The 14,209-nt window shown below is 62.1% G+C and carries 13 protein-coding genes; 7 read left to right on the top strand and 6 right to left on the bottom strand.

The features are described 5' to 3' along the window. Positions 1-41 precede the first annotated feature (41 nt). The 3 genes from AB5Y97_RS20260 to AB5Y97_RS20250 all read right to left on the bottom strand — a co-directional run bounded on the left by AB5Y97_RS20260 (position 42) and on the right by AB5Y97_RS20250 (position 3,681). Complete coding sequence (locus AB5Y97_RS20260; protein ID WP_113740084.1) at positions 42-1,175, bottom strand: glycerate kinase; 1,134 nt, start codon at positions 1,173-1,175, stop codon at positions 42-44. Between the two features lie 9 nt (positions 1,176-1,184). Next, complete coding sequence (locus tag AB5Y97_RS20255; RefSeq protein WP_005340326.1) at positions 1,185-2,447, bottom strand: GntP family permease; 1,263 nt, start codon at positions 2,445-2,447, stop codon at positions 1,185-1,187. Positions 2,448-2,565: 118 nt separating this feature from the next. Then, positions 2,566-3,681, bottom strand: coding sequence for a sugar diacid recognition domain-containing protein (locus AB5Y97_RS20250; protein WP_204382214.1), 1,116 nt, complete (start codon positions 3,679-3,681; stop codon positions 2,566-2,568). 209 nt (positions 3,682-3,890) lie between these two features. Between AB5Y97_RS20250 and AB5Y97_RS20245 the strand changes: the two genes are divergently transcribed. Continuing rightward, a complete protein-coding gene (locus AB5Y97_RS20245; RefSeq protein WP_031227767.1) occupies positions 3,891-4,265 on the top strand; it encodes a YacL family protein in 375 nt (124 codons plus the stop codon). A gap of 53 nt (positions 4,266-4,318) precedes the next feature. Then, positions 4,319-4,615: a hypothetical protein gene (locus tag AB5Y97_RS20240; protein ID WP_005340323.1), complete on the top strand. Its 297-nt coding sequence runs from the start codon at positions 4,319-4,321 to the stop codon at positions 4,613-4,615. A gap of 67 nt (positions 4,616-4,682) precedes the next feature. Here AB5Y97_RS20240 and AB5Y97_RS20235 read toward each other — a convergent pair whose 3' ends face one another. Further along, entirely contained in the window at positions 4,683-5,420 is a 738-nt protein-coding gene (locus AB5Y97_RS20235) for a substrate-binding periplasmic protein (protein WP_368158878.1), read from the bottom strand. Between the two features lie 120 nt (positions 5,421-5,540). On the opposite strand from AB5Y97_RS20235, the gene AB5Y97_RS20230 reads away from it, so the two are divergent. The 3 genes from AB5Y97_RS20230 to AB5Y97_RS20220 all read left to right on the top strand — a co-directional run bounded on the left by AB5Y97_RS20230 (position 5,541) and on the right by AB5Y97_RS20220 (position 8,671). After that, on the top strand, positions 5,541-6,371 hold the full coding sequence (locus tag AB5Y97_RS20230) for a CPBP family intramembrane metalloprotease (RefSeq protein WP_279499014.1): 831 nt from the start codon (positions 5,541-5,543) through the stop codon (positions 6,369-6,371). 201 nt (positions 6,372-6,572) lie between these two features. After that, entirely contained in the window at positions 6,573-7,889 is a 1,317-nt protein-coding gene (locus AB5Y97_RS20225; RefSeq protein WP_368158876.1) for a sphingomyelin phosphodiesterase, read from the top strand. Further along, a complete protein-coding gene (locus tag AB5Y97_RS20220) occupies positions 7,886-8,671 on the top strand; it encodes a hypothetical protein (protein WP_368158874.1) in 786 nt (261 codons plus the stop codon). Before AB5Y97_RS20225 ends, AB5Y97_RS20220 begins: the two co-directional genes overlap by 4 nt. 2 nt (positions 8,672-8,673) lie before the next feature. On the opposite strand, the gene AB5Y97_RS20215 is transcribed toward AB5Y97_RS20220, so the two are convergent. Continuing rightward, positions 8,674-9,894, bottom strand: a complete 1,221-nt coding sequence (locus AB5Y97_RS20215; RefSeq protein ID WP_368158873.1) for a DEAD/DEAH box helicase — start codon at positions 9,892-9,894, stop codon at positions 8,674-8,676. A 144-nt stretch (positions 9,895-10,038) separates the two neighbouring features. Here AB5Y97_RS20215 and AB5Y97_RS20210 point away from each other — a divergent pair, with 144 nt between their 5' ends. Next, the gene (locus AB5Y97_RS20210) at positions 10,039-10,866 is read left to right on the top strand and encodes a transporter substrate-binding domain-containing protein (protein WP_368158870.1); all 828 of its coding nucleotides are present in this window, start codon (positions 10,039-10,041) and stop codon (positions 10,864-10,866) included. A gap of 58 nt (positions 10,867-10,924) precedes the next feature. Here AB5Y97_RS20210 and tpx read toward each other — a convergent pair whose 3' ends face one another. Next, positions 10,925-11,425, bottom strand: coding sequence for a thiol peroxidase (tpx, locus tag AB5Y97_RS20205; RefSeq protein WP_005341463.1), 501 nt, complete (start codon positions 11,423-11,425; stop codon positions 10,925-10,927). A 184-nt stretch (positions 11,426-11,609) separates the two neighbouring features. Here tpx and AB5Y97_RS20200 point away from each other — a divergent pair, with 184 nt between their 5' ends. Continuing rightward, complete coding sequence (locus tag AB5Y97_RS20200) at positions 11,610-14,063, top strand: zinc/cadmium/mercury/lead-transporting ATPase (RefSeq protein WP_368158868.1); 2,454 nt, start codon at positions 11,610-11,612, stop codon at positions 14,061-14,063. The last annotated feature ends 146 nt before the right edge of the window (positions 14,064-14,209 follow it).

Raw genomic sequence — 14,209 nt, 5'->3', positions numbered from 1 at the left:
GGGATATTGAGTGGCCGATGGCGCCCATCGGCCGAACCGGCTCAACCCTTGAGTTGATAGAGCGCCGCGACGTTGCGCGCAGTGAGTTGAATATTGGTGCTGGCGCTCTCCAGCGCCTCCGGCAGGGACATGGTGCGGTTGACCACGGCGAATACCGCGTCCAGCCCGTGATCGTGTACCACACCGCAATCGTCGGTTAGGCAACCGGAGATGCCGATCACCGGCTTGCCGAACTGCTTGGCGCAACGTGCGACACCTATTGGCGTCTTGCCATGGATGGTCTGGCTGTCGATGCGCCCTTCGCCGGTGATAACCAGATCCGCATCGGCCACTTCATCGGCCAGCTTCAGGGCTTCAATCACGATCTGGATGCCGGGCTTGAGCTCGGCGCCAAGCAGGCCAACCAGCGCGGCACCCATGCCACCGGCGGCACCCGCCCCCGGAATATCCTTCACCTGCTTGCCAAGGGCCTGTTCGATGCAGTCGGCATAACGGGAGAGGTTGGCATCAAGTTCGACAACCATCTCTGGAGTCGCCCCCTTTTGCGGGCCAAACACGGCGGAGGCACCTTTCGGGCCGCACAGCGGGTTGTTCACATCACACGCCACCTCGATAACCAGCTCACCCAGACGCGGATCCAGACCGCTCAGATCGATGGTCGCGAGCTCACTGAGACCTGCGCCACCCAGCTCGATGGCTGAACCATCGGCTTTGAGCAACTTGCCACCGAGCGCCTGGATCATGCCAGCACCGCCGTCATTGGTGGCGCTGCCGCCGATACCGAGGATCAGGTGCTTCACCCCCATCTCCAACGCGGCCAGGATCAGCTCACCGGTACCGAAGCTGGAGGTGAGCAGCGGATTGCGCTGCTCGGGCGCCACCAGATGGATGCCGGAAGCGGCGGCCATCTCGATGACGGCACGCTCGCCATCACCCAGCAGACCGACGAAGCCCTGCACCTTGTTGCCAAGGGGCGCAGTCACTTCGACCGGCAGGATGCGGCCACCGGTGGCATCCACCAGCGATTGCACCGTGCCCTCACCGCCATCGGCCATCGGCAATTTGACGTAGGTGGCGTTCGGCAGCACCTGCTTGAAACCGGCCTCGATGGCATCAGCCACCGCCATGGCGCTCAGACTCTCCTTGAATGAATCGGGGGCAATAACAATTTTCATATCAATTCCTTAGGCGAGGCCAAACACGCCAAACATCAGGGTGGAGACAGTGGCAATGGTCAGACCGACTGCGGTTTCGTAAGGGATAAGTTTCAGGCGCTCACCCACCCCCATGTGGACGCTGCCACCGGTGGCGTGGAAGAAGGAGCCGTGGGGCATGTGGTCAAACACGGTGGCACCGGCATGGATCATGGCTGCTCCGGCCAAACTGCTGATCCCCAGTTCAATCAGGGTGGAGCTGAATACGTTGGAGGCCACCACGGTACCGGCGGTGGTCGAGGCGGTCGCCAGCGACATCAGGGCACCGGAGATGGGCGCCAGCAGGTAGGAGGGCAGACCGGAGGCGGTCAGGCCGCTGATCAGCACATCTTTCAGGCCGGAGTTGGCAATGATGCCCGCCAGGGTACCTGTACCCAGCAGCATGATGGCGACCGGCGCCATGCGGGCAAGACCGGAGACCGCAAACTGGTTCACCTTGCTGAATTTACCCATCATCAGGGCACCAACCAGACCACCGAGGGGCAGTGCAATCAGCGGATCCACCACGATACCGGCAACAGGACGCAGGGCCAGCAGCAGGATGGCGACCAGCGGTGCACTGATGGCGGCGGCAAAGCCTGGCAACTTGGCACCTGCAAAGCTCACCACTTCGTCGGCGGCCACCTTGCTGCCCTTGTTGTTCAGCCGCTTGGCCAGCCAGTAGGCCATCACCAGACCGAACAGACCCGGAATGATGCCCGCCGCCATCACAGAGGTCAGGGGCAGATGGAAGGCATCAGCCGCGGCAATGGCGTTGGGGTTGGGGGACATGACGTTACCCGCCTTGCCACCGCCGATCATCGCCAGCAGGATGGCCGCCTTGGAGAGGTCGGCACGGCGGGCGATGGCCAGCGCGATGGGGGCGACCGTGATGACGGCCACATCCACGAATACGCCGACCGCAGTCAGGATCAGGGTTGCCAGCGCCAGCGCCAGCAGTGCGCGGGTTTCACCAAGTTTCTTGACGATGGTCTCGGCGATAGTGGTGGCCGCGCCCGATTCGATCAGCACGCCCGCCAGCACACCGGCCGCCAGGATCCGCATCACAGCTGTGGTGATCCCCTGAGCACCGCCGATCATCAGGGCGACGGTCTGGGTCAGATCGGCACCGCCAATCAGGCCACCGGCCAAAGCCCCCACGATCATGCCGTAAGCGGGCGGCACCTTCTTCAAAATGAGGATGATGGCGATGGAGAGCGCTGCGATGGCGCCAAGGGCTGTAACCGGGATCATGACGGACACCTTCAATGGGAGTGAATGGCCGCCATTATGGAGATCTGCAATCAGAATACTTTGGCTTAAAAACCAAAAATTGCGTCATTTAAAAGTGGTTTTTTGTCCAAACTAACAATCACAAGTCGAGATTAAGACCGAGATAGAGCAAAAATTTGTCGTCTAACTTGTTGAAATTCAACCCGGTTATCTGCTCTATCCGCCCCAGCCGATAACGCAGGGTATTGGGGTGAATGAACAGAGCTTCGGCACAGCGATGCAGATCACAATCCTGCAAGAAATAGTGGCGCAGGGTCTTCTGCAGCGCCCCTTTGCCATCTTCCCGGGCCAGTTTCTGTAGCGGTGTGCGCAGCTGATCCGCCTGCCAGGAGTCCGCCAGACTGCCCAGCAGCACCGGCAAACGGTAGTCCTCAAAGAAGTAGACCTGTTTGCGCGGCGCCTGCCGCATGCCACGGCGCAGGGTATCTCGCGCCGTCTGGTATGAGCGCGCCAGCCCGTCGATCCCGGCGAAGTAATCGCCCACCGCGATATGCACCTTGAAGTGGGGAATGCGGGCCAGCAACTGCTTGATCCGGCTGCGCTCCTGCGCCGATTGCCAGACGCCATCACTCAATTGCGCCGGTTTGAGCACCACTATCTCGTCGAGCCCGTTGATGGCGACCAGATTGTCCCGCTCCGGATTTTCCAGCTGATGGACCAGCTCTCGCAGACGCGCCGGATCCGCCTCCTCCAGCGCCAGCACGGCCACCACCCGAGGCTGGGCCAAGTCCAGTCCGAGAAAGCGGGCCGCCTGCTGCAATTGATCAACTCGCCCCTCACCACGAATGAGCTGCAACACCAGCTCCTCCTTGTGGCGCTTGTCCCACTGCAACTGCTCGGTGAGCGCTGCCTGCTCCAGGATCAGTTCTGCCGTCATTCGCACCAGTTCGGCGTAAGCACGAACGATGTCCGGATCACCAGAGATGCCGATCACCCCGATCAGCTCCCCCTGATAGGCGATGGGAAGGTTGATACCGGGACGCACCCCCTTGAGCTCGCGGGCGGTCGCTTCGCTGATCTCCACCACCCGGTTTTCGGTCAGTGCCAGCACGGCCCCCTCGTGACGCTGATGGAGCCGCTCCGGATTGCCGGACGCAATGATGAGGCCGTGTTCGTCCATCACGTTGACCGAGAACGACAGGATCTTCATCGCCCGTGCGACGATCTGGCGGGCAAGATTATCGTTTAGCTGCATAACATCTCCGGACAAGGGGCTGATCTGGCTACGTCACCATGGGTCGATTCAGAGCACATTGGCGCAAAGATGCCACATCATCAAGACAAGCGAGAGGGGGATCGCTAGAATAGGCCACTTTACCCGATGTGTGCCCCGCCATGGAGCAGGAATTGCGTGCTTGCACCCGCCTGCCCGTGATGGCCCATCCCTCCGATCTGGACTGTGCTATGGATTATGAATTTCGCCGCGACCCGTTTGGTGGCTATCGCGCCCGGTTCTCCATGGGCCATGAAGCCATCGGTCAGTGGCTGATCGACGAGGTTGGCAAGGATGAGGAGAAGCTCGACGAGCTCTTCTCCATCATTGATCAGCTCTCCAACCGCACCCGAGTCGAATATCGGCTCAACGGCGGTGACTACTCCCTGCTGCTGACCCATGAAGAGGCGGAGGTGAAAGCCAACGCCCTCAATATCGAGCTGGGTGAGGATCTTGACGATCTCGCCTACTACGATGATGAACAGCTGGCCATGTGCGGGCTGGAAGATTTTGCCCAGGTGCTCGGCTCCTGGCGCGCCTTTATCCGTAACGAGGATATGGGCTGATTGACCCAATGCCGGGCAAATGTGCCCTTTTGCCTAACTCAACAGGATTGACTATGTCTATTTACGATTTTGATGACGAACTGCCGGAAGACGAAGAACAGGAATCCACCAAGAAAGCGGCTGCACCTGCCAAGAAGAAAGGCAAGCAGGTGATGAACACTCAGGTCAACCTGAGCCCGCGCGATGCCAGCCGTCTGAACGGTATGCACGTTGAAGCGATCGCCACGCTGGACGACGTCAGCCTGCCGAAGAACGTCATCTTCAAAGCTGGCCTGATCGCCCTGGGCGAACTGGAAGCCAGCAAGCGCGCCGATATCATCGCCCGCGTGATCGCCGAATCAGGCCGCTAATCGCCCCTGAAGGCATAAAGAAAGCCGGAGCCACTGCTCCGGCTTTTTGTTTTCCGCCTAGGCACTCTCAACGGCAATCGATCCCCTTTCCGGCTCGGGAGACCAGTTGGTCATAGCGACCATCGGCACGGGCGGCAGCCAGGGCATGATTGAAGCGCTCAAGCAGGCTGGCGGCCTCCGGGTACTGCCGTGAAATGATCAGGTAAAAGGTGTCGCTCTGGCGAAAGTGGGGCAATGCCTGCAGATGGCAGGGATCGCCAAACAGCTGACGGCTGGCATCCCGGGTCACCGTCTCGTTCATCGGCAGCAGATCGATCCGTTTGCGATCCAGCAGCTGCAGACATTGTGCCAGGGTCTTGGGGCGCTGCAGATCCAGCCCGAAACGCTTGATCACCCCGTCGGCATGGCTGGTGCTCCACCCCAGCGGAATGCAGACTCGCAGCCCTTGCCAGCGGCCAGCCTGAATGGCCTCGCTCCCCCGATAGGTGAACCAGGAGAGGCGATCTATATGAATGGGAGCGCTGTAGTGGAAGAGCTTGGCCCGCTCGGCAGTCCAGGCGTAGGGGAAGGTGCCCGCGACCAACCCATTGCGGGTCAACTGATAGCCGCGGGGCCAGGGCAGGTAGTCGACCTGGAGCTCTCGATACCCGGCCTCTTGCAGCAGGGTCGTCACCAGCCGGGTGCTCTCGCCGCCTTCAGGCAGGGCCTTGCCGGTATAGGGGGTGAACTCACCGGTCACCAGCAGCAAGGGTGCGGCCTGCAGCCAGACACACCAACAACACAACAACCACAGACAGTGCTTCATCAGCTGCTCTCCCTTTACCCTGTTGATGAGTATAGAGAAGGGATCCGACCACCTCCTGCGCGGTTGTCCTGCTGACGCCCACTTGTTAAGGTTGCCGCCTGCCTCGATCAAGGAGATCCAATGTTACCCCTCCCCGACTCATTTATCTGGGGCGCGCTGGCACTGGCCGTGCTGCTTGCCCTCTTCCGCCAACGTCTTCCCGCCTTTGCCCTGCTGGGACTCTCCCTGCTGCTGGCACTGTGGCTTGAGCGAATGACGCTACCCGCCCTGCTGGTCTCGGTCGCAGGATTACTGCTGGCGTGGCGTGCGCCAACCCTCCCCGCCCGCTGGGCGATGGTGACCAGAGTGGTGCTGATCCTCTGGGCGATTGCGCTGACCCTGCACCTAATCCCCGGCTTCAACAATCTCAAGGCGCTGGATCAGGCGCTGGCAGGCCCCGCCAGCGTGCCGTTCAACATGTATCTGAACCTCGACAAGCCGCTGCTGCTCTTTGGCTTGCTGCTGGCCTGCCCGATGCTGCTGGGCAAGGGGGGCGCAATCCGCTGGCGCCCGCTGGCCCTGTTACTACTGCCGCTGGGAGCCCTGCTGGTCATCGCCTGGCAGTTGGGGGCACTGAAACCGGAAGTGGGTCTGCCCCACTGGTGGTGGCTGTTTGCCCTCAACAATCTGCTGTTCACCTGTGTGGCGGAAGAGGCGCTGTTTCGCGGCGCGATCCAGCAGGAGCTGACCGAGCGTTACCGCCCCTGGATTGGCATCGTCGTGGCCGCGCTACTGTTCGGCGCCATCCACCTGCCCGGTGGCCCGCTGCTGGCGCTGTTTGCGACCCTGGCAGGCTGCTGCTACGGCTTGGCATTCCAGCTCAGTGGGCGACTCTCCGTGGCCATCCTGATCCACTTCGCCTTCAACTTCGCCCATCTGGCGCTCTTCACCTACCCGCTGGCCCACCGCTAACTCCTGAAATGAAGGCGCCCGACACGGGCGCCTTCACTCACTCTTCCCTCTCTTTAAGCGTGCTGCCTCGCTCACTTTACACCTCCAAAAAGCTCCAAACAAAACCAATTCATTTACTTGTAACCAAAATGTAAACAAACTGACCTCTGCATTCGCCATAACAGTCACTTTCCATTGCCCTGCAACCAAAAGGATCCTGTGATGCAGAAAACCCTCAGTTATGCCGCCCTGCTGCTGGTCAGCCAGTTCCCGCAACTGGCACTGGCCGATACCGATGTCTACCTCACCAACAACAGTCCTGAACCACTTCAGATCGACATCCGCCAAAGCGGCAGCGGCCAGCTGCAACCCGGCAGTCAGTGGAGCCAGCACCGCACCGAGCTGGGCCCGTGGGAGAGCGCCATGGTGCTCAGCTTCAATCGCTATGAGGGGGTAAAAGCGGGCAAGAGCTATCTGTTCGAAACCCGCGTGACCACAGCGGCTGGCGACGTCTATCGGCTCAATCAGCTGATGGAGGGAACCTGGTGGAACACCACCTTGCAGCACGGTGGCGAGACGCCGACCGGCGCATCCGGTTGGCAAAACGATCGGGCGATCCATCGCGTTGCGGGGCCACAAGAGCTGGCCTTTGCCGCCAAGTTCACCGGCCGTTACGACGATCTGCACTATATGATCACGCCTCCCCAAAAACGGGAGCAACCAGAACCGGCAGAAAACAGGCTCAAGGTGGCCAGCTACAACGTCTGGGCGCTGCCGGTGATCGCCTCCAGCATCGGCGAGCGGTTGACCTTGCTGCCTGATTATCTCAAGGGTTATGACGCCCTGCTGCTGCAAGAGGTATTTGATGGCCGCCGCGAGGGCTTTTTGCAGGCGCTGGCGAAAGAGTACCCCTACCAGACCAAGGTGCTCGACAAGCCCGGGGTCAACATCCACGACGGCGGCGTGGTGATCGTCAGCCGCTATCCCATAGTGCGAGAGGCCCAGCTGGTCTATCCCCAATGCACCGGCACCGACTGCTTCGCCGACAAGGGGGTGATGTACGCCGAGGTGATCAAGGGGGGCAAGGCGTGGCACCTGTTCGCCACCCACACCGCCAGCTTTGACACCGACGAGGCCCGCAAGCTGCGCCAGATCCAGTTCGGTCAGATCCGCTCTCTGGCAGCCAGCCTCAAGATCCCCGCCAGCGACACCGTCATCTACGGCGGTGACTTCAACGTCAACAAACGCAAGTTTGCCGATGACTACGCCAACATGCTGGCCAATCTGAACGCCCATGAACCCGCCTATGGCGGCTATACCGAAGCCACCTTCGACCCCAGGATCAACCCCTATGCCGGTGACCCGCTCTCCGGTGGCGCCAACGTAGAGTATCTGGACTATCTGGTAGTGAGCCGGGAATACGGCAGCGCCAGCCACAACCTCAACACGGTCTGGATCCCGCGCAGCAGCGATGGCAGCCTCTGGCCCGCCAGTAACCTCTCAGACCACTTCCCGGTCAAGGGAGAGATCAGCCGATGACTCGCCGTTACGGGATACTGGCGCTGGCGCTCCTGACCCTTTTGCTGGTGAATCTGGGCTGGCAGGAAGAGCAGTCCCCGATATCGCCAGAACGGTCGGCGACGCCTTCTCCGGCCGATGTGCAGTTGCCAGCAGAACCGGGAAGCCCGCCTCCCCGCATGCCAAACGCTGAGGGGATGGATGGCAAAAGCAAAGAGGTGCCCAGCAGCTGGCAGGCGATGCCGGATGAACTGATCACCCAGCTTGCCAGCGAGATCAGCGACAACGAGTTGCCGCTGGCGCAGCGTGTGAGCAATCTGGAAGCAACAGAGGCCGGGTGGCTGAGCGAGGGGGAGAGCCTGATCCTGTTACAAGGGCGCTATGCCCTGGCGCTGGATCAGTTGGCACAGGAGAGCGAGCAGTTACCGCTGGCAGAGCGGCTGGACGCCCTCAGCCGCTTGCAGGATCGGTGGGCAGCGGATCATCCGGATTTGGCGGTGGAGCTGTTCAACCCGGATGCCCGCCTGCAGCAAGCTCGTCAGCTGTGGGGAGATGAGGAGCTGGCCACCCAGGCCCATCACTTCCTGCCCGCAGAGCAGGCCGAAGCCACGCTGGCGTTTGCCGGGGCGCGCCAGCAGCAGCTCGATCAACGCAGCCGCTACCAGCGAGAGCTGGCCGAGCTCGAGCAGCAACTGGCGGCCAGCCAACAGCAGATGGAGCCTGCGCTGTGGCAACAACACAAGGAGGAGGTGTTGAGCCAGTGGCGTCGTGACTTCTTCGCGCGGGAGCAAGGCAAACCCTGAGGTCAGCGCTTGCCCTTGAACTGCTTGACGCTGCGCTTGGCCTGAGTGCGGCGATTGGCCTGCTTGTCACGCGGGGGGCGCTTGCCTTCCCCGCTGGCAGGCTGGTCGGTGACCGGGAATCCGGCCAGATCGCCCAACGGCAGCTCGCGGCCGGTCAGGGTGCGGATAGCTTGCAGCATGTCACTCTCGCCATGACAAACCAGCGAGATGGCCAGCCCCTCGCGGCCAGCCCGGGCGGTACGACCAATGCGGTGTACATAGACAGGGGCGCTGGCGGGCAGATCCAGATTGATCACCACCGGCAGCGCCTCCACATGGATGCCACGCGCCATCAGGTCGGTGGCCACCAGCACCCGAATTTTGCCCTCTTTGAAATCGCCGAGCGCCTGCTCGCGCACCGCCTGCTCCTTCTCGCCATGAAGGGCGGCCACCGCAATGCCCGCCTTGGCCAGCTTTCTGGCCACACCGTCGGCATCATCCCGCGCACTGATAAAGACCAGCACCTGCGGCCATGCCTGCTCCTTGAGCAGGCTGATGAGCGCCGGCACCTTGCTGCTCTTGTTGACCAGATAGAGCCGCTCTTCGATCTCGTTTACCACGCTGTTAAGGGGGTTTGCCTCGATACGGTTAGGATCGCGCAGCAGGCCGTTGGCCAGCACCTCCAGCTCGGCAGGCAAGGTGGCGGAGAAGAGCAGGGTTTGGCGATCCGCCGGAATAAAGCCGAGCAGCGCCTTGATGTCGGGAGCAAAGCCCATCTCCAGCAGGCGATCCGCCTCATCCAGCACCAAGAGTTGCAAACCATCCAGCCCCAGCAACTGTTGGGTCAGCAGATCCCGCAGCCGCCCCGGCGTGGCGACCAGCAGCTGTGGCCCCAGCGCCAGCTCGGCCTGTTGCCGCTCCTGCGCAACGCCCCCACACAACGTCACGATGCGCAGCCCCAGCGCCTCGACGCCCTCTTTAAGCGCAACAGTGACCTGAATCGCCAGCTCGCGAGTTGGCACCAGCACCAGACCCTGCACCTGACTGGAGGCAGGATCCAGCCGTTGCAGCAGCGGCAAGCCAAACGCCAGGGTCTTGCCGCTGCCGGTTTGGGCCAGCGCCAGCAGATCCTGTCCCGCCAGCGCCGCCGGAATGGCCAGCTGCTGGATGCGGGTCGGCGTCTGCAAGGTGGCGGGCAAAGAGGCAAGCAGAGCGGGATGGAGGGCAAGTTCGCTAAAGGTCATGGCGCTACGGCAACAAAGAAGTGGGAGGCGAAGTCTAGTGAGCAGGGGCCGAGAAGTAAAACCCTATCCATGATGGCCTGGCCGAGGGGCGCTGGCGACGGGCTGACTACACTTGAGCTGACCCATCACCAAGAGAGACACGCCATGACCAGACACATCCCCCTTCTGCTGCTCGTGGTCACCCTGCTCGGCAGCGCGACTCTCGGCCTGTCGCAGACTCCGGAAAACGACGCCACCCCCGAGCCGCCGAAACAGGTGCGCATCCTCAATGCCCACCTTGGCGAGCTGCCAGGGCTGATCAATGCCGACAAGACAGGCCCCTTTGTCGATCTGGTACACGCCATCGATGATCTCTACCCCGATGTAACCATCAAGATCACCATCTACCCCATCGCCCGTGCCATGGCTGGGGTGATCTCCGGCAAGGCTGATCTGGGGCTGCCCGCCATCCGCAACCTCAAGGATATCGATATGCTGGCTTATCGCTTCAGCACCCGCAGCTTTGGCAAGGTTGCCCATGTGATTTACAGCAATACGGCCTATCCGGTCACCACGGATATGGCCTACGGCATAGTGCCCACCAAACGGGACCTGCTAATCGAGGCGGTTCCCGACTATATGCCCTTCCCGGTGCAGCGCTCGATGAGTATCGAGCAGTCACTGCGCAAGCTCTCACGCGGCCGTATCGACGCCTTTGTCTGGGCGCAAGAGGAGGCCGACCTGATGCTCAAGCAGCTGGGGCTTACCAATATCAGGCGAGAATTTTTCGGGGATTTCGAGGATGTCTTCATCATCCAGAAAGGGGCTGCAGGTGATGAGATGGACGAATTTCTCCGGCAAGCCATCGATCAGCTGGCTGCCACCGGCAAACTGGCCGAGATCTACGAGAAGATCCACCGCCCCTATGTGGAGTGGCAACCCTCCCCACCCAACAAGGTTGAACCGGCGACCACCCCGCCAGCTACGCCCTGAACAGACAATTCCCGCATAAAAAATCCCGCCGAAGCGGGATTTTTTATGGCTTGCAGCCTTACAACACGGCCAGCGCAGCAGCGTAGTTCGGCTCGTCGGCCACTTCGGCGACCAGCTCGCTGTGCAGCACCTTGTTGTCACCATCCAGCACCACGATGGCGCGAGCGGTCAGACCGACCAGCGGACCGGAAGAGAAGGCAACGCCGTAATCTTCCATGAAGGCCGCACCGCGCAGGGTGGAGAGAGTCACTACCTTGTCCAGACCTTCGGCGCCGCAGAAGCGGGACTGGGCGAACGGCAGATCGGCGGAGATGCACAGCACGACAGTGTTCTCCAGCGCGCTGGCCTGCTCGTTGAACTTGCGCACAGAGGTCGCGCAGGTCGGGGTATCGACGCTCGGGAAGATGTTCAGGATTTTGCGCTGACCGGCAAAGCTTGCCAGGGTCACGTCGGAGAGATCCTTGGCCACCAGGGAGAAGGGCTTGGCTTGCTCACCGGCGACCGGGAAGTGACCAGCGACGGAGACCGGGTTGCCTTGCAGAGTGACTGAGTTGCTCATGTGTTATGTCCTTTATTGGTGTAGTAAAAATCCGGGTGATCAGTATAGGGGCGGCGGGACCAGACAAACACCCGCGAAGACAAGGGATATAAAGGGGTTGACCTTGGACTTAACACCAAGGTTTAGACTCCTTCTCGGTAATCAGGGATCTCGCAGGGGCGGGATCCATCAAGAGGGACTCATCATGAGCAAATCCTGCTGCAATCATCAGCACGCCGCCCCCATCAAGGCCGTCAGCAAGGCGGCCCCCGGCCAGAGTGAGCATCACCACGATAGCCACTGCTGCGACAACACCACGCCCGTCAGTTGCTGTTCAACCCAGACGCCTCATGAGCACGCATCCCGTGACGGCAATGAATCCCCCAGGGATGAAGAGCCTCCCCGAGGAAGCTGCCACGATCAAGCGTGCTGCAACGCCCCCTTATCGCCAGCTCACGAACATGAGCATGAACATGAACATGAACATGATATGCCCCCTGCCGACCCGCTGGTTGCGCCGGAGCAAGGCAACAGCCGCCATAGCTGGCAGGTATTGGGGATGGATTGCCCCAGCTGCGCCCGCAAGATCGAGACCGCCGTCAGCCGGGTGAGCGGCGTGCAACAGGCACGCGTGTTGTTTGCCACCGAGAAGCTGGTAGTGGATCTGGCCCCCGGCCTCTCCCCCGATCCCGTCACCGCCGCCGTGCTGGCCGCCGGTTTCCAGCTCAAGGGGGAAAGCGCTGACAAACAGGCAGCTGGCCGCAAGCAAGCTTCACAACAGCCCCTGCAGGGCAATCTATTCGGTAACTTTTTGGGCAAATATTGGCAGCCCCTGTCACTGGCCGGTCTGATGCTGGTTGCCGCCCTGCTGCCGAGCGAGTTCGGTCAGCCGCTCTTTACCCTGGCGACCCTCTGGGGGCTGTGGCCTATCTCTCGCAAGGCGTGGGCGCTGACCAAAAGCGGCTCCCCCTTCGCCATCGAGACCTTGATGACGGTGGCCGCCGTGGGCGCCCTGTTTCTCGGCGAGACCGCCGAAGCGGCCATGGTGCTGCTGCTCTTTATGCTGGGTGAACATCTGGAGGCCTACGCCGCCGGACGTGCCCGGGCCGGAGTGACCGCCCTGATGGCGCTGGTGCCCGACAAGGCGCTGCGCATCCGTACCACTGCCGAGGGCGAGGTGAGGGAAGAGGTCGGCGCCGATGAGCTGCGTCCCGGCGATATCATCGAAATCGCCCCGGGTGCCCGCCTACCTGCCGATGCCCGTCTACTCGATGAGCTCGGTGCGTTTGACGAGAGCGCCCTGACCGGTGAATCCATTCCGGTGGAACGCCGCCAGGGTGACAAGGTGCCGGCCGGCAGTCTGGCTGCCGATCGGGTGCTGCGCCTTGAGGTGGTGTCCGAGCCCGGCAACAACGCCATCGACCGCATCCTGCACCTTATTGAAGAGGCCGAGAGCCAGCGCGCCCCCATCGAGCGCTTTATCGACCGCTTCAGCCGCTGGTATACCCCGGCCATGATGCTGGTCGCCCTGCTGGTGGTGCTGGTACCACCCCTTGCCTTCGGCCAGAGCTGGGACGAGTGGATCTATCGCGGGCTGGCGCTGCTGCTCATCGGCTGCCCCTGCGCGCTGGTCATCTCCACCCCGGCAGCGGTTACTTCGGCACTGGCCGCCGCCACCCGTCAGGGGGCGCTGATCAAAGGGGGGGCCGCACTGGAACGACTGGCCCATATCGACACTGTCGCCTTTGACAAGACCGGCACCCTGACCCTGGGCAAGCCGCAACTGACCGAGCTGGTGAACCTCAATGGCCAACCGGAGACCGAGTTGCTGGCACTGGCGGCTGCCATCGAGCAGGGCTCCCACCACCCGCTGGCCCGCGCCGTGGTCGCCAACGCGACCGAACAGGGGCTGACGCTGGCGGAGGCCCGCGACCTGCGCGCTCTGCCGGGCATGGGGGTTGAGGGACGCATCAACGGTGAACTGTGGCAACTGCTGGCACCGAGCCGGGTGGCAGCCCTGAATATGGAACAGCAAACCCGGATTGCTTCGCTGGAGCGGCAGGGCAAGACCGTTGTGGTGCTCTGCCAGAGCAGCGATGCTCAGGCGTTGCCGGTTGCCCTGCTGGCGCTGCGGGATCAGACCCGGCCCGAAGCGGCGGCCGCGCTACAAGAACTCCATCAGCTCGGGCTCAAAAGCATCATGTTGACCGGTGACAACCCCAACGCCGCCGAGGCGATCGCCACCGAGCTGGGTATGGGCTGGCGCGCCGGTCTGCTGCCGGAGAACAAGGTAGAAGAGATCGCCAAGCTGGCCAGCACCCGGAAGGTTGCCATGATCGGCGATGGCATCAACGATGCCCCCGCCATGAAGCGGGCCAGTATCGGCATCGCCATGGGGGGCGGCACCGATGTGGCGCTGGAGACCGCCGATGCGGCGCTGACCCACAACCAGCTCGGCGGTATTGCCGCGATGATCCGGCTGTCGCGGGCGGCACTGGCCAATATTCACCAGAATATCGCGCTGGCACTGGGGCTGAAGGCCATCTTCCTGGTCACCAGCCTGCTCGGCATCACCGGCCTGTGGATTGCGGTGCTGGCCGATACCGGCGCCACCGCGCTGGTGACCGCCAACGCCTTGCGGCTGCTGCGCAAGCGTTAAGCCAGCCAATGGCATCCCAGCCAAAAGCCGTCCCCCAACCGGGGCGGCTTTTCTTTTTCCTCTCATTCCTCTCACGGCACCCCGTAAAAGAAAAAGCGCGCCTGCCGGTCGGCAGTCGCGCTTTGCTTACTCTCTCGGAGTTATCC

Origin of the sequence: Aeromonas sp. R10-2, from assembly GCF_040908445.1 — a bacterium.
GTDB classification, from domain to species: Bacteria; Pseudomonadota; Gammaproteobacteria; order Enterobacterales; family Aeromonadaceae; genus Aeromonas; species Aeromonas veronii.
The sequence above is the reverse complement of the archived record's forward strand: the minus strand, read 5'-3'. Positions and strand labels throughout refer to the sequence as shown.

Coding starts and splice junctions, on each gene's coding strand:
- AB5Y97_RS20260 (WP_113740084.1), bottom strand. CDS start 1,175: ATGAAAATTGTTATTGCCCCCGATTCATTCAAGGAGAGTCTGAGCGCC.
- AB5Y97_RS20255 (WP_005340326.1), bottom strand. CDS start 2,447: ATGATCCCGGTTACAGCCCTTGGCGCCATCGCAGCGCTCTCCATCGCC.
- AB5Y97_RS20250 (WP_204382214.1), bottom strand. CDS start 3,681: ATGCAGCTAAACGATAATCTTGCCCGCCAGATCGTCGCACGGGCGATG.
- AB5Y97_RS20245 (WP_031227767.1), top strand. CDS start 3,891: ATGGATTATGAATTTCGCCGCGACCCGTTTGGTGGCTATCGCGCCCGG.
- AB5Y97_RS20240 (WP_005340323.1), top strand. CDS start 4,319: ATGTCTATTTACGATTTTGATGACGAACTGCCGGAAGACGAAGAACAG.
- AB5Y97_RS20235 (WP_368158878.1), bottom strand. CDS start 5,420: ATGAAGCACTGTCTGTGGTTGTTGTGTTGTTGGTGTGTCTGGCTGCAG.
- AB5Y97_RS20230 (WP_279499014.1), top strand. CDS start 5,541: ATGTTACCCCTCCCCGACTCATTTATCTGGGGCGCGCTGGCACTGGCC.
- AB5Y97_RS20225 (WP_368158876.1), top strand. CDS start 6,573: ATGCAGAAAACCCTCAGTTATGCCGCCCTGCTGCTGGTCAGCCAGTTC.
- AB5Y97_RS20220 (WP_368158874.1), top strand. CDS start 7,886: ATGACTCGCCGTTACGGGATACTGGCGCTGGCGCTCCTGACCCTTTTG.
- AB5Y97_RS20215 (WP_368158873.1), bottom strand. CDS start 9,894: ATGACCTTTAGCGAACTTGCCCTCCATCCCGCTCTGCTTGCCTCTTTG.
- AB5Y97_RS20210 (WP_368158870.1), top strand. CDS start 10,039: ATGACCAGACACATCCCCCTTCTGCTGCTCGTGGTCACCCTGCTCGGC.
- tpx (WP_005341463.1), bottom strand. CDS start 11,425: ATGAGCAACTCAGTCACTCTGCAAGGCAACCCGGTCTCCGTCGCTGGT.
- AB5Y97_RS20200 (WP_368158868.1), top strand. CDS start 11,610: ATGAGCAAATCCTGCTGCAATCATCAGCACGCCGCCCCCATCAAGGCC.